This is a genomic window from Flavobacterium pisciphilum, from assembly GCF_020905345.1.
Classification (GTDB): domain Bacteria; phylum Bacteroidota; class Bacteroidia; order Flavobacteriales; family Flavobacteriaceae; genus Flavobacterium; species Flavobacterium pisciphilum.
Window position 1 is genome coordinate 4,629,485 of record NZ_JAJJMO010000001.1, and the last position, 15,558, is coordinate 4,645,042.

A 15,558-nucleotide genomic window follows, 5' to 3' on the forward strand; every position below is an offset into this window, starting at 1 on the left:
ATACTTGTAAAAGATAGTTGCGTTGTTTCAAAAAAAAATCCTCAGCTACTTTGGGTAGTGAGGATTGATTTTTATTGTTTTAAAGTAACTAATTACGTTTAAGTATTTTATATTGCTCATAACAACCGCTTATGGCGTCCATTATTTGTAAATCATTTGCACTTTGTATAAAAGAATCAGAATAGTTGCAACGTTTTAAAATCTCAGGGATCTCATCTTTGCTTATTCCAAGTAATACAGCTACGGTTTCTCTATCAAATTTTGATTCTAATAGATTACGAACAGTATCGTCTTTTTTCATTTCCTTGAGCTTTCTTAATTCCTTGGGGTTTTTTCCAAAAAAATTATAGAGGACATCCGTTGGGTTAAAGATTGATCCTAGTACTTTACCAAATGCATTAGGAGAGTATTCTCCTGCTTCATATCCTTGGGTTAATCCCGAAATACTATAACGGTAGTTTTCTTTTGCAGGAATCAATTTAGAATCAACTTCTAGGTACCCAGTTAAGTTAAAAGGGCGTATGATAACTTCTTCAAGAGCAATTGCTTTTTCAGTAAGCTGAATTTTCGTGACTTTATTTTTTAGCCAGTCATTAGTAACACGAATTCTCAAGGATTGAAATCCTAAAATAGAGAAGTGTAAAGTGTCATTTGGCTGAACGTCAATTTCAAAATATCCTTTTGCATCAGATGTAGCACCTCTTACTTTGTTAAGATTGATGATGTTTACGCTAGAAAGTGGGAGTTTTGTATTGTCGTTAACAATGTAACCAGATACGCGTTGAGCATGCTCAGTCTCTTGGGAAAACGCGGTCGTGGATAGTACTAAAAAAAAGAAGACTACAAAATATTTCATAAACTGATTTAAAACTCTAAAAGTAGTAATCAAGATTGAATATTTTGTAGTCTTCTAGTATAATTATAAGAAAATTAACAAAGAGAATTAATCTCTTCTTGGTCTTCTTGGTCTTGATGAATCACCAAAGCTTTCAGAGCGTCTAGGAGCTCTATCTGAACCACCTTCGTTTCTTGGAGCTGAGCTTCTGAAACCACCTTCTCTTGGAGCAGAGTTTCTGTCGCTTCTAAAGCCACCTTCTCTTGGAGCAGAGTTTCTATCGCTTCTAAATCCTCCTCCAGAACCTTCTCTTCTTGGACCAGAACTTCTTCCGCCACCGAAACCACCACCAGAATTTCTTCCGTTATGGTCACGTCTTCCACCACCGTCATTTTTAGAAATTTCAACATTAATTCTACGTCCTTCTAATTGAACGTTGTTTAATACTTCCATTACTTTGTCAGTGTGCTCAGGGTCAGTGTTAAAGAAAGAGAAACCTTCTTTTACGTCTACTTTGAAAACGTCATCACGACCTAAGTCTAATGTTTCTTTCAAGTAGTCTTTTAATGACATCCAATCAAAATTGTCTCTTGATCCAATGTTAACAAAGTATCTAGTTGCACCACCATTGTTATTTGGTCTTGCGCTACCGTCTCTGTCATCACGTCTGTCAGATCCAGATGATTGATTAGAGATATCTCTGTTCTTTTTGTAATAAGCAATAAAACGGTTAAATTCAACAGAAACCATTTTCTTGATTAATTCTTCTTTCGTAAGACCTTCTAAAACATTGTTAATAGCTGGAAGGTAGTTGTCAATTTCGTGATCAACTTCAGTATCTTTAATCTTGTTTGCTAAGTGCAATAATTGAATTTCGCAAATTTCGATTCCAGAAGGAATTGTTTTCTCTTCAAATTTTTGTTTGATGATTCTTTCAATTGAAGAAATTTTACGTAATTCACTTTTAGTAACAATTACGATAGAAGTTCCTAATTTTCCAGCTCTACCAGTACGACCAGAACGGTGATTGTAAGTTTCAATCTCGTCAGGTAATTGGTAATTTACAACGTGAGTAACATTGTCAACATCAATACCACGTGCAGCAACGTCAGTAGCAACTAGCATCTGAATTTGTCTTCCACGGAAAGATTTCATTACACCATCACGTTGTGCTTGAGATAAATCTCCGTGCAACGCAGCAGCGCTATATCCATCTTCAATTAATTTTTCGGCAACAGCCTGAGTATCTCTCTTAGTACGACAGAAAACTACAGAGAAAATGTCTGGATTAGCATCAGCTAAACGTTTCAAAGCCTCGTAACGATCACGTGCATTTACTAAGTAAAATTCGTGAGATACAGTTGAAGAACCTGAGTTTTTAGCTCCAACAGTAATTTCTAATGGTTCGTGCATGAATTGTTTTGCAATTCTAGCAACTTCTTGTGGCATAGTTGCAGAGAACAACCATGTGCTTTTTTCGTCTGGAGATGTAGATAAGATGTTTACGATATCTTCGTAGAATCCCATGTTTAACATTTCGTCAGCCTCATCAAGAATACAATAGTTGATTTGAGAAATGTTTACCAATCCTCTGTTTATCATATCTTGCATTCTACCTGGAGTAGCCACAATAATTTGTGCTCCTCTTTTTATGTCTCTAGCTTGTTCTGTAATACTTGCACCACCGTAAACTGCTACTACATTAATACCTTTTTCGTATTTAGAGTAGTTTTTAATTTCGTTAGTAATTTGCAAACAAAGCTCGCGGGTTGGAGATAAAATTAATGCTTGTGTATTTCTATTGTTGGCATCAATTTTCTGAATTAGCGGAAAACCAAAAGCTGCCGTTTTCCCTGTCCCTGTCTGAGCCAACGCAACCATATCTGTGTCTTTTTCCAATAATAGGGGAATCGCTTTCTCCTGTACTTCGGTCGGATTTTCAAATCCTAGATCTAAAATCGCCTTCAGTAACGATTCACTCAATCCTAATTGTTCAAATTTATTCATATGTATTTTTAAAATAGGGTGCAAAATTACTGTTAATTATTCAGATAAACTAATGCTATTTTAAGAATTGTATATTTATTATGATTTGATTATCAAACGGTTATGTTTGTGATTAAGTATTGTCTAATCATTTTTTTAGAAATTGTAGCAAAAAAGCGTCTTGAAATTTAAAATTTATGCTATAAAATGTTGCATTTTAAACAATTATTAAATTATGTTCAGAAAATCAATAAGTTGTTGTGTTGCTTTTCCGCGATGGCTAATTTCATTTTTGATGGTTAGAGGCAATTCAGCAAAAGTTTCTTCGTATCCTTCAGGTTGAAAAATCGGGTCATAGCCAAAGCCCTGACTTCCTTTTTTGCCCAAAGTAATGCTTCCATTGGCAATTCCTGTAAACAAATGTTGCTTTCCATTAAGGTTCAACGCAATTACAGTTTTAAAATTTGCATTTCGATTAGGAGCGTCAGTTAAGGCATCCAAAACCTTATTCATATTATCATCAGAGTTGCGTTGTTCACCAGCATATCTAGCCGAATAAACTCCCGGTTCTCCATTTAAAGCATTTATTTCAAGTCCCGTATCGTCAGCAAAACAATCGTAACCATATTTTTTAGTTACATAATCAGCTTTAAGAATAGCATTTCCTTCAATAGTATCTGCGGTTTCAGGAATATCTTCATGACAACCAATATCCTCTAGACTTAATATTTTGATGCTACCATTAAGTATGCTTTGTATTTCTAAAATTTTATTTTTATTGTTTGAAGCAAAAACGAGATTCATATATAATAGGTGTATAATTTAAAAAGAGGTTTATACAAAGTTACAATGTTTTCATGAAATTTTGAGCCTGTAGTATTTTTTATAGAGCTTTTTCTGCTGTTCACTTTATCTTTTAATAAAAGAATGTCATTCCTTCTAATCGCTATCAGAACAAGGCTAAAAAAGTAGGAGCTAGTAGCAACATAGATAAGTACTCTAGTGTTGTTGAGCTGATTTAGATTCGCTTCTGTAAAAAATCTTGTGTATGAAATGTAATTAGAGTATGTTTGAATTAATGATTTATCAACCCAACAAAAAAGATATGATTAAGAAAATAACACAAATTTTATCTGCTATTGCTATTGTACTGTTAGTAGTAAGTTGTAAAAATACCAAACAAAAGCTTCAAGAGTATGTCACTACCTATAACAGTACGTCGGCAAGTTATATAGGTAATACTATTACTGGTACTACTGCTAGAGGCTATTTAGAGGATAATAAAATAGAAATACGAATTGAAACAGATTTGGAGCAAACTGAATCTAATAAACAAACCTACAGTGAGAAATTTCCAAATATGTTGGTTGAAATGATTCAAAAAGGCCAACTTTCTAAGGAATTAATCGAGGAAGGAGTGTCTTTTCATGTGTATTTTTTGGCCAATGATAATACTGTTTTAGCCAAAGAGATAATTAATAAGGAAGAATTGGACAAATTGCTAAAAGGCAATTCTCCTAAAGCAGAATAATAAAGGATCTGTATGTTTTAAATTAAAAAGCCTCTTTGTTTTATCAAAGAGGCTTTTTATTATCTAACGTTTCGTAACGCTTGTTAAGTTGTCTGGGAAATAGAGTTCAGATAAATTAGTAAACTCATCACCACGCATAAAGATATTGATATCAACATCAGCAAATCGCGTTTTTCCAGATGCGGCTAATAATTCATTTGCCGAGTGTAAAGTATTTTTGTGGAAATGGTACACACGATCTGATTTGTCTGTAACAACTAATCCTTTCATTAGCATTTTGTTTTGTGTAGCAACTCCTGTTGGACATTCGTTATTATGACAACGTAAAGCTTGAATACAACCTAGTGAGAACATAAAACCTCTTGCACTATTACACATATCAGCACCAAGAGCTACAGCATGCAAGATTGAGTATCCTGAAATGATTTTACCACTACCAATCACTCTCATTTTATCTCTAATATTTAAAGCAATCAAGGTTTTGTTTACAAAGATTAAAGCAGGTTCAAACGGCATACCAACACCATCAGCAAATTCAAGCGGAGCTGCACCAGTACCACCTTCGGCACCATCAATCGTAATGAAATCAGGGAAGCAATCTTCAGCAATCATTTCATTACAAATTGCTTCAAATTCTTTAGTATTTCCAATACAAAGTTTAAAACCAATAGGCTTACCTTCTGATAATTCGCGTAAACGAGCAACAAAATGAATTAATCCTTTTGCATCAGAGAATGCGCTATGGCTAGGAGGAGATAAAATTGTAGTATGTGGTTCTACGCCTCTTATTTTTGCTATTTGCTCTGTGTTTTTAGATGCAGGAAGTACACCACCATGTCCAGGTTTTGCTCCTTGTGATAGTTTAATTTCTATCATCTTTACATTTGGCAATAATGCTTTTTCCTTAAATTTTTCTCCATCAAAGTTACCGTTTGCATCACGACAGCCAAAATATCCTGTACCAATTTGCCAAGTAACATCACCACCACCAGCAAGGTGAAATTCTGTTAAACCACCCTCACCAGTATTTTGATAGAACTTCCCTTTTTGTGCTCCTATATTTAATGCTCGAACAGCATTTTCGCTAAGAGAACCAAAACTCATTGCTGAAATGTTTAGCAAAGAAGCAGAATAAGGTTGTTTACAGTCTTTTCCACCAACAAGAACACGAGGCAATTCTTCGTTTACTTTTGCTGGAAAGATAGAATGTTTTATTCCTTCGTAACTATCATGATTAAGGTTTAATTGAGTTCCAAAAGGAGAACTAGAATCTATATTTTTGGCTCTTTGATATACTAATGAGCGTTGATTTCTTGAAAAAGGTTTTCCATCGGTAGATCTTTCAATAAAATATTGTTGAATTTCAGGAGCAATCATCTCAAAAAGATATCTAAAATAACCAAGAACAGGAAAGTTTCGCAGGATGGCGTGTTTCTCTTGTTTGGTATTATAAATTCCAATAACTAATAATATAGGTAAAATGATAACAAGTAAAAAACCACGACCAGAATAAAGATAAATTGCGGCAACGACTAGAAACAATAAGATTCCGTAAATAAAGAATTTTTTTCTCATGTTTTTTAATATTTAATTTGAAAAGTGTAATGTGTAAAATTATAAATTGAGTTAGCTGTATCTCAAGCGAACGTAATTATGTTTGATTCCTTTTTTATCTGAATCTCTCTCATCAATTTCGAGAATATCAGTTAAGGATTTTAGCATTGGAGTTAATTTTGAAAAACCATAATTTCTTGGGTCAAATTCAGGTTTCTTTTTTACTAAAAGATTACCGATATCACCTAAGAATGCCCAACCATCATCATCGCCAATAGCCTCAATTGTATCCTCGATGAGTTCAATGGTTTGCAAGTCGATTTTGTTTAATGGTTTTTCAGTTTGTTTTTCGTTTTGTTTTCCTGTTGGTTTTTCAATAGTTTTTTTAGAGTCAGAAGCAGTAGGTTTTGGATCTTTCTTTTTAATAGCACCATCCAATACTTCAATATATATAAAACGGTCACAGGCAACGATAAAGGCACTTGGTGTTTTCTTTTCACCAATTCCAATTACTTTCATACCAGATTCACGCAATCTAATGGCTAATCTTGTGAAGTCACTATCGCTAGAAACAATACAAAAGCCGTCTAGTTTGCCAGAATATAATAAATCCATAGCATCAATAATTAATGCAGAATCGGAAGAATTCTTACCTACAGTATAACTATATTGTTGAATAGGAGTGATGGCATGCTCTAGTAAAACACTTTTCCAACCATTTGCATTAGGTTTTGTCCAATCGGCATAAATACGCTTGGTTGTAGGAGTACCAAATTTAGTAATTTCCTCCATCATACCTTTTACATTACTATACGGTACATTATCGGCATCGATAAGTACAGCAAGTTTCAATTCTCTGTTGCTGTTTAAAGACATTTTTTAGGTTTTACATAAAAATAATCTGGCAAAGGTAAGCTAAAATTGGTTTTCATTGAAATTTGGGTTATAATATGTGTTTTTAGACAATTAAATTATTCTGGTTATAAATAAGGTTTTTTTATTTCTAAATCTATTAAAGATAAATTTGTCTTTTAATAAGTTTTTGAATATATTTGTTTAAAATATAATTAACGAGTCTATGTTTTCAAAAGCATGTGAATATGCCATCCGAGCTTCAATATTTATTGCAACTAAATCGTCTCAAGGAATTAGAGTTGGGATAAAAGATGTGGCAAAAGAAATTGATTCTCCAGAACCATTTACTGCCAAAATAATGCAGATTCTTACCAAAAACGGTATTATAGATTCTGCTAAAGGTGTAGGAGGAGGGTTTGAAGTTTCAACTGTTGCAATTAAATCGATTAAATTAATTCAGATTGTAGATGCAGTTGATGGGGATAGTATATATATGGGGTGTGGTATTGGTTTAAAAGAATGTTCAGAAACACATCCTTGTCCGGTACACCATGAGTTTAAGGTAATACGTGAATTATTACTCGAGATGCTCACAAACACCACTTTAGAGGAGCTTGCTTTGGGAGTGAAATCAGGAGAATTTTTCTTAAAACGATAAATAAAAACAATTAACATTAAAATAATTTAAATACTCAAAAATGAATAAAAAAGTCAAAATTTCGATTGTAATGCTAATGGGATGTTTAGCAATAACTTCTTGTGGTAAAAAAGAAGCAACTCCAGCTACAGAGTCAACAGAGGTAAATGATACTGCAACTGAGTCAGAAGGACAGGCAGAAGCAGTAAGTAATGTTTTGGTTATTGAAGGAAATGATCAAATGCAGTTTAATACTAAAGAACTTAGAGCAGTAGCAGGAAAACCAATTACGTTGACATTAAAACACGTAGGTAAGATTCCAAAAGAAGCTATGGGACATAACTTGGTTATTTTACAAGAAGGAACAGATGAAGCAGCTTTTGCAGCCAAAGCAATCGCAGCTAAAGATACAGACTATATTCCAGCTTCAGAAAAAGCTTCAATTGTAGCACATACTAAATTAATTGGTGGTGGAGAAGAAGATACTATTGAATTTACTGTAGACAAAAAAGGAACATACAATTTCTTATGTACTTTCCCAGGGCATGTTGCTATGATGAAAGGTGTTTTAATTGTTGAATAATTAAAGAACTCTAATCCTAATTTATTGGGTTAGAGTTTTTTATTAAACTAATAAAAGACCAAATGGTCTTTTATTGGAAAATTTTAAAGAATAATATATGAAAAGAGAAAAAAAATTATGGATTGCGTTTTCTTTAGTAATGAGCATATCCTTTGCAGTTTTAGGGTATTATGGTTACGAAATTTATCAGCAAGCACCGCCAATCCCTAAACAAATAGTTTCAGATAGTGGAAAGATCATTTTTTCTGAAGACGAAATTAAAGACGGGCAAAATGTTTGGCAGAGTATAGGAGGGCAGGAAGTTGGATCAATATGGGGGCATGGTGCTTATGTAGCTCCCGATTGGACAGCCGATTGGTTGCATCGAGAAGCAATGTTTATTCTAGATAAATATGCACAAGAAGATTTTGGTAAGCGATTTGAAGATCTAGATAATGAGAAACAAGCAGCATTAAAAATACGCCTGCAAAAAGACGTGAGAACAAACCGTTATGATGAAAATTCAAAAACACTTACGATATCCGAAAATAGAGTTGAAGCAATTAAGTATTTAAGTACTTATTATGAAGGTCTTTTTACTAATGATCCTAAATTTGATAAATTAAGAGAAGAATATGCCATTCCTAAAAATTCGGTAAAAGAAGAGGCTAGAATGCATAAAATGAATGCTTTTTTCTTTTGGGCTACTTGGGCTACAGTAACAGAGCGTCCTAATTCTGATATTTCTTATACACACAATTGGCCATCGGATGAATTGGTTGGTAATGTTGCAACCAAAGAGTTACTTGCTTGGTCGGGTGTTAGTATTATATTATTGATTTTTAGTATTGGAATCCTCGTATTTTACCATGCTAAATCAGGAGAAGATGAAGAGTTTCCTATCCCAACAAAAGATCCAATAATTAATCAAGGAATGACTCCATCGATGCATTTGATTAAAAAATATTTTTGGGTGGTGAGTTTACTGATGATTATTCAAATGGCATTAGGAATAATTACAGCTCATTATGGAGTAGAAGGAAACGGATTATATGGTATTCCTATAGATCAAATTTTGCCTTATGCAGTTACAAGAACTTGGCATACACAATTGGCTATTTTTTGGATAGCAACAGCATGGTTGGCAACAGGATTATATATTGCTCCAGCAGTTTCAGGTAAAGATCCTAAATTTCAATGTTTTGGAGTTAACTTCTTGTTTATTGCTTTGTTAATTATTGTTCTAGGGTCAATGGTAGGACAGTGGTTTGGTGTAATGCAAAAACTAAACTTGGTACAAAACTTTTGGTTTGGACACCAAGGTTATGAATATGTAGATCTAGGACGTTTCTGGCAGATATTCCTTTTAGTTGGATTGTTTTTATGGCTAGCATTAATGATACGACCGTTGATTCCGATTATAAAGAAAAAAACAGAAGAAAAAAATCTAATTATTTTATTCTTAATCTCTTGTACAGCCATTGCTATGTTTTATGGTGCAGGATTAATGTGGGGAAGACAAACTAATCTTGCAATTGCTGAATATTGGAGATGGTGGGTTGTTCACCTTTGGGTAGAAGGATTCTTTGAAGTATTTGCAACGGTTGTAATCGCATTTCTATTTGTTCGATTAGGGTTGTTAAAAACCAAAACAGCGACTTTAAATGTTTTATTGGCAACAATTATTTTTATGGCAGGTGGTATTTTGGGAACATTTCATCACTTGTATTTCTCAGGAACTCCAACGGCTATAATGGCATTAGGAGCTTCGTTTAGCGCATTAGAAGTTGTACCACTTACATTAATTGGTTTTGAAGCATATCAAAACTACAAACTGTCAAAATCAACACAATGGATTATAGATTATAAATGGCCTATTTATTTTATGATAGCAGTAGCATTTTGGAATTTCCTTGGAGCTGGAGTTTTTGGATTCATAATCAATCCACCAATTGCACTTTATTATGTGCAAGGTTTAAATACAACCCCTCTTCATGCACATACAGCATTGTTTGGAGTTTATGGAATGCTAGGAATTGGTTTAATGCTTTTTGTTTTGAGAAGTTTATACAGAAACATTACATGGAATGAGAAATTGCTTAAGATTACTTTTTGGTCATTAAATATAGGTTTGTTTTTAATGGCTGTATTGAGTTTGCTACCAATAGGAATTTGGCAAGCAATCGAAAGCATTGATCACGGAATGTGGTATGCACGTTCATCGGAGTTAATGCAACAACCTACAATGATTACTTTAAAATGGATGCGTGCAATAGGTGATTCTATCTTTGGAATAGGAATTATAACTACAGCTTGGTTTGTCTTTGATTTGACATTAAAAAATAAAAGAAAATAATAAATATAAGAGTTATGGAAAATTTACAAAATAAAACAATAGGAGCGTTTGTGGCTGAGGATTTTAGAACAGCTGCGGTATTTACAAAATATAAAATTGATTTTTGCTGCAAAGGGAATAGAACTATTAATGAGGTTTGCGAAAAACAAGAAATAGATTCTAAGGTTTTGCTCAAAAAAATTCAAGATGCATTATCAACAAACGATGGTAGTAAAATAGATTTTAATTCATGGCCGTTGGATTTGTTGGCAGATTATATCGAAAAAACACACCACCGCTATGTAGAGGAAAAATCAGTTATCATAATGCAGTTTTTGAATAAACTTTGTAGTGTTCACGGTGCAAATCATAATGAATTATTTAAAATAAATGAGCTGTTTACTGAATGTGCAAGTGAATTGGCGCAACACATGAAAAAAGAAGAGCTGATGTTATTTCCTTTTGTGAAAAAGATGGTAAAAGCAAAAGAAACGGATGGAGATTTGATGCAACCTCCTTTTGGAACAGTATCAAATCCAATTGCAATGATGATGCATGAACATGATGCTGAAGGAGAACGCTTTCGCGAAATTGCTAGCTTAGCAAATGATTATAAAGCTCCAAGTGATGGATGTACTACTTATAAGGTAACTTTTGCAATGCTAAAAGAATTTGAAGAGAACTTACATACACACATTCATTTAGAGAATAATATCTTATTTCCTAAAGCAATGCTTTTAGAAAAAGAATTTTCTTAAAAAGACTGTATATTAATTAGAAGAATGCACCGATAAATCGACATCGGTGCATTTTTATTGCTGTAAGTTTATAATAATAGCATTGTTTTAAACTACTTTTAATTAAAATAAAAATGAAATTGTTATTTAAAATGAGTTCGCAAAAAAGTTGGATTATATGTTGTTTCTTAAACTTTTTGATAGCCTCGATTATAGGGTTGTTAATGCGTTATCTCTATCTGTTTCCATTAAATATAAATTATAGTTTTTTACTACATGCGCATTCCCACGTAGCAATGCTAGGCTGGGCTTATTTGATGATTTATGTCTTGGTTGTTCGTTTCTATCTTCCAAAAGAAAAAAGCAGCAAGCCTATTTACAACCGATTATTCTGGATTACAGAATTTGCAGTTATCGGTATGATGGTAACTTTTCCTATCCAGGGATATGCGTTGTTTTCGATTGTATTTTCTACAATGCATATTTTATTGAGTTATGTTTTTTGTTGGCTAGTTTGGAAAGATGGTTTTAAGGATAGGACAAGTCATCATAAACTTATAATAGCAGCGATTTTATTCATGGTCTTTTCAACTTTTGGAGTTTGGTGTTTAGGACCAGCAGTAAGTATGTTAGGGAAGCAAAGCGCTTTTTATCAAATTGCAATTCAGTTTTTTCTGCATTTTCAGTTTAATGGTTGGTTTTTATTTGCAGTTTTAGCTTTATTCTTAAAGCAATTTGAAGATAAAGTAGAAAAAAAACATTTTAAAGTATTCTTCACTCTACTTATCGTAGCCACATTTTTAACAGTAGCGTTTCCTGTAAGTTGGTATATCGAGAATAGCTTACTACATTGGATTAATACTCTTGGAGTCATTTTACAATTGATTGCTTTTGTTTATTTCTATAAAATGCTAAGGCCAAAAATAGAATGGTTTAAAGCCAATTTAGATCCAATTACTAAAATAGTTTATAGCTTAGCCTTATGTTCGTTATTCTTGAAAATCGGCATACAATTATTGGTTCTTATCCCTAATCTAGCCGAAGTTTCGCATCAAATTAGAAGTTTTATAATTGGTTTTATCCATTTAACAACTCTAGGAGTGATAACCGGATTTTTGTTTGGAGTATTAATACAAAATAAATTACTCTTACAGCAATCCTATTTATTACGTATTGGAATGAAGTGTTTTATCTTTGGGTATATAGCAACTGAAGGACTACTGTTTCTTCAAGGAGGGTACCTTTATTTAGCTAAAGGTGCTCTTTATGGGTATTATGAAGCAATCTTTGGAACGAGTGTTCTTATTGTTTTGGGATTACTCTTGATTATTGTGTCAATACTGAAAACAAAAAAACAAGAGTTGATTAATTAAAATCTTCCCTTGTTCTTTGCGAATTGAATTAATAACCTATTTTATTTTTTCGGCTTCCAGATTTATTCTGTCAATCGTTTTATCATTGTTTACACCTAAACCTTCTTGTTGGTAAACTAACTCTCCATCAGGATTAAAAACACTTATAATGTTAGAGTGTGAAAAATCTATAGGAGATATTTTTTTATAATTAACTGCAAGAATTGCTGCAAATTCGCGGGTATTTTCCTCAGTAGAGCGTAAGAAAATCCACGGATCATTTTCCATCTTATTAGCAATAGCAAATGCTTTTAGTTTCTCAGGAGTATCTGTTTCAGGGTCGATGCTAACTAAGATGAGTTTTACATTTTTCTTAGTTTTTGTATTTAATCGAGATTCTATGTTTCTCATGTCAGCAACTAGTCTTGGACAAGCTGCTTTACAAGTTGTATATATCATTACCATAACCAGAACATTTCCTCTCAAGCTTTTTAATTCAATGTCTTTTCCATCTTGAGTTGTCCATTGAGAAGGCAAATTATAAATAGATAAATCGCTAATTGGTTTGTCTTTTATATCTAGTGAACTGTTTTCCTTTTTAGAATCTTTACAGCTTTGTAATGTAAAAAGAAGAATAAAGATTGCAATTACTGTTTTTTTCATTTTAAATGATTTAGAATTATAGTTTTGTTGTGCTAGCACATCGGAAACCTAAGTTTCTAGTTGAATATTGTGCCTTAAGGCTTCCTCTAAAGGCATAACGCATAAAAGCAGCATAATCCATTAAGTCACTTGCATTTACTGAGGCTCCACCACAAAAAAGGTTTTTATCATTACTCTTGTCTTTTCTAGATTCTCCAGATAAAAAGATACTATTAAAGTCAGAGGTCCATTCCCATACCAATCCATGCATGTCGTAAACACCCCAATAATTTTTGAATGTTTGACCGATAGGATTTTCATATGTCTTTGATTTCTCGTACCACGACAATATGTATTTATTAAATTCAGCTTTAGTTCTGGCATCAATCTTTTTTTCATCAGCCATAGCAACATATTCCCATTCATCCATAGTGGGTAAACGTTTGCCTTGGCATTCACAATACTTCTTAGCGGCAAACCAAGAAACACTTGTTACAGGAGCTTTTGGATTTGAATTTCCAAAATCAAAATCTCCTTTCCAATATGATAGGTAGCTTTTGTCTGCAAAAATTCCTTTTATTTTTGATTTACTATAGCTTGGATTTTTCTTGATAAAAGCTAGAAATTCACTATTGGTAACAGGGTAAACATCTATATGAAATGATTTTACATTGACAGGTGTTTTCTCTGTAGCCCCATAAAGAGGGACAAAAGAGCCCTCTTTTATTGGAACCATTTTCGATTCTTGCGCGCTTAACATTCCCACATAAGCCAAGAAAAGAAAAATAATAAATATGTTTTTTTGCATAATATTGCTGTTGTTATCTTTGAGACTTTACCATTTCGGGAGTAACATCTGTTTTGTTATTTCCCCAACTGTTGTATATGTATGTCATAACATTTGCTATCTCGTCATCAGATAAATTCTGACTTGGCATAACATTGTTATATTTTTTACCGTTTACTGTTATTTCTCCACTTAAACCATGTAAGATTGTTTTGATTGCTCGTTTAGGATCAGAATTAAGGTAATCAGATTTTGCCAAAGGAGGGAATGTACTAGGGATCCCTTGTCCTTCAGATTGGTGACAAGCAAAACATGTTGTTCCAAAAATTTCTTTACCAATTTTTATTTTTTCAGCTACAGTTCTTTTTGGTGTAACTGTTTTAGCAGTTCCGTTATCAGGCATTTTTTGAATTGTTCCTCCTTCAGGTAAGTAAATACCTTCTTGAATAGTTCCAGAATAAATATTTTTATGGTCAGCACCTTCTACTTTTAATATTCCCAATGCCCCTTTGTTGAATGCTCTAAAAATGGAATGATCAACCAATATGAAGTCTCCAGGAGTTTCAACTTTAAAATCAATTATAGAGGCTCCTCCAGCAGGAATAAGTGTTGTTTGCACATTTTTGTTAATCATACTACCTCCTTCGATATGTACTTTATCAAATATTTCTCCAATAACATGGAAAGAAGACACTAGGTTAGGACCACCGTTACCAACAAACAAACGAACTGTTTCTCCAACCTTTGCAGTAAGTTCACCTCCATTAGTTAATGAACCAACTTTTCCGTTAAATACTACATAGTCAGGTGTTTCTTTTACAGCTTTATTCATGTCAAAAGGCTGAAGGCCTTTTGCTCCATATTCCCCTTGAGTGTAAAAATCACCTTGCATAACGTAGTATTCTTTGTCCACTGGAGGAAGACCACCTTCAGGCTCAACTAATATCAAACCGTACATTCCGTTTGCAATGTGCATCCCAACAGGAGCAGTAGCACAATGGTAAACGTATAACCCAGGGTTAATTACCTTGAAGTTAAATACTTTCTCATGACCAGGAGCTACTAATGATGATGTTGCTCCACCACCAGGGCCTGTCACTGCATGTAAATCGATGTTGTGAGGGAGTTTATTGTCAGGGTGATTTTTTAGGTGAAACTCAACTTCATCGCCTACACGCGTTCTAATAAAACTTCCAGGAACAGAGCCGCCAAATGTCCAATAAGTGTATTTTACACCATCTGTCATAGTTCCTTCTTGTTCTCTAATTTCCATGTTTACTTTTAGTTTCATAGCAGGTCTGTTGCCAACAGGTTTTGGAACCATTGGCGGAGCTGTGAGTTCAGCTTCCATTTCCCCATTAGTTACAATGTCAGTGTAATTTGTTGAGGTTTCTTCTTTTTTACATGATGCTAAAAGGACCATTGTAAAAATTGCACAAAAAAATACTTTCAATTTTAGTGGCATTTTGTAATTTCTGTTCATAATAAATTTGGTTTTATCTTAGTTTAAAAATCTTTATACAAAAATAAAAGACAAAAGAGTCTTTTATTATGATAAAAATCATGAAATACATATTATTTATTTTAGAAATTTGTCTTGTTTTAATTTGAATAGGTGCGCTCTTGAAAAACGTGTTTAGAAGAAGTTTGTTTTTTTGAATATTGATATTCAGAATATTTTTCAATAAAAATAAATGGAAACTCTATTTTAGAATAATAATCATTATTTTTGCACGCTGTTTAAA

Annotated in this window: 14 protein-coding genes; 6 read left to right on the forward strand and 8 right to left on the reverse strand. The window is 33.2% G+C overall.

The window, feature by feature from the left end; all coding sequences use genetic code 11:
- Nucleotides 1-88 precede the first annotated feature (88 nt).
- From LNQ49_RS19620 to LNQ49_RS19630, 3 genes are all read right to left on the reverse strand, one after another.
- A complete protein-coding gene (locus LNQ49_RS19620; RefSeq protein ID WP_229990705.1) occupies nt 89-856 on the reverse strand; it encodes a carboxypeptidase-like regulatory domain-containing protein in 768 nt (255 codons plus the stop codon).
- Nucleotides 857-943: 87 nt separating this feature from the next.
- Entirely contained in the window at nt 944-2,842 is a 1,899-nt protein-coding gene (locus LNQ49_RS19625; RefSeq protein ID WP_229990706.1) for a DEAD/DEAH box helicase, read from the reverse strand.
- 207 nt (nt 2,843-3,049) lie between these two features.
- Nucleotides 3,050-3,625, reverse strand: coding sequence for a non-canonical purine NTP diphosphatase (locus LNQ49_RS19630; protein ID WP_229990707.1), 576 nt, complete (start codon nt 3,623-3,625; stop codon nt 3,050-3,052).
- Nucleotides 3,626-3,926: 301 nt separating this feature from the next.
- Between LNQ49_RS19630 and LNQ49_RS19635 the strand changes: the two genes are divergently transcribed.
- Entirely contained in the window at nt 3,927-4,352 is a 426-nt protein-coding gene (locus LNQ49_RS19635; RefSeq protein ID WP_229990708.1) for a hypothetical protein, read from the forward strand.
- 63 nt (nt 4,353-4,415) lie between these two features.
- On the opposite strand, the gene LNQ49_RS19640 is transcribed toward LNQ49_RS19635, so the two are convergent.
- The gene (locus tag LNQ49_RS19640; protein ID WP_229990709.1) at nt 4,416-5,927 is read right to left on the reverse strand and encodes an FMN-binding glutamate synthase family protein; all 1,512 of its coding nucleotides are present in this window, start codon (nt 5,925-5,927) and stop codon (nt 4,416-4,418) included.
- 51 nt (nt 5,928-5,978) lie between these two features.
- Complete coding sequence (locus LNQ49_RS19645) at nt 5,979-6,782, reverse strand: NYN domain-containing protein (RefSeq protein ID WP_229990710.1); 804 nt, start codon at nt 6,780-6,782, stop codon at nt 5,979-5,981.
- Between the two features lie 202 nt (nt 6,783-6,984).
- Between LNQ49_RS19645 and LNQ49_RS19650 the strand changes: the two genes are divergently transcribed.
- The 5 genes from LNQ49_RS19650 (at nt 6,985) to LNQ49_RS19670 (ending at nt 12,405) form a co-directional block, all read left to right on the forward strand.
- Nucleotides 6,985-7,419 (forward strand): RrF2 family transcriptional regulator, encoded by a 435-nt coding sequence (locus LNQ49_RS19650; RefSeq protein WP_229990711.1) that lies wholly within the window; start codon nt 6,985-6,987, stop codon nt 7,417-7,419.
- 40 nt (nt 7,420-7,459) lie between these two features.
- On the forward strand, nt 7,460-7,981 hold the full coding sequence (gene azu / locus LNQ49_RS19655; protein WP_229990712.1) for an azurin: 522 nt from the start codon (nt 7,460-7,462) through the stop codon (nt 7,979-7,981).
- A 97-nt stretch (nt 7,982-8,078) separates the two neighbouring features.
- Nucleotides 8,079-10,316, forward strand: a complete 2,238-nt coding sequence (locus LNQ49_RS19660) for a nitric-oxide reductase large subunit (protein ID WP_229990713.1) — start codon at nt 8,079-8,081, stop codon at nt 10,314-10,316.
- A gap of 14 nt (nt 10,317-10,330) precedes the next feature.
- Entirely contained in the window at nt 10,331-11,053 is a 723-nt protein-coding gene (gene ric / locus LNQ49_RS19665; RefSeq protein WP_229990714.1) for an iron-sulfur cluster repair di-iron protein, read from the forward strand.
- Nucleotides 11,054-11,166: 113 nt separating this feature from the next.
- Entirely contained in the window at nt 11,167-12,405 is a 1,239-nt protein-coding gene (locus tag LNQ49_RS19670) for a hypothetical protein (protein ID WP_229990715.1), read from the forward strand.
- Nucleotides 12,406-12,441: 36 nt separating this feature from the next.
- Here LNQ49_RS19670 and LNQ49_RS19675 read toward each other — a convergent pair whose 3' ends face one another.
- The 3 genes from LNQ49_RS19675 to nirK are packed head-to-tail and all read right to left on the reverse strand — an operon-like array spanning nt 12,442 to nt 15,236.
- Nucleotides 12,442-13,047 (reverse strand): SCO family protein, encoded by a 606-nt coding sequence (locus LNQ49_RS19675; RefSeq protein WP_229990716.1) that lies wholly within the window; start codon nt 13,045-13,047, stop codon nt 12,442-12,444.
- Nucleotides 13,048-13,063: 16 nt separating this feature from the next.
- Nucleotides 13,064-13,834, reverse strand: coding sequence for a formylglycine-generating enzyme family protein (locus LNQ49_RS19680; RefSeq protein ID WP_229990717.1), 771 nt, complete (start codon nt 13,832-13,834; stop codon nt 13,064-13,066).
- Between the two features lie 13 nt (nt 13,835-13,847).
- Complete coding sequence (nirK, locus tag LNQ49_RS19685) at nt 13,848-15,236, reverse strand: copper-containing nitrite reductase (RefSeq protein ID WP_229991355.1); 1,389 nt, start codon at nt 15,234-15,236, stop codon at nt 13,848-13,850.
- Nucleotides 15,237-15,558 lie beyond the last annotated feature (322 nt).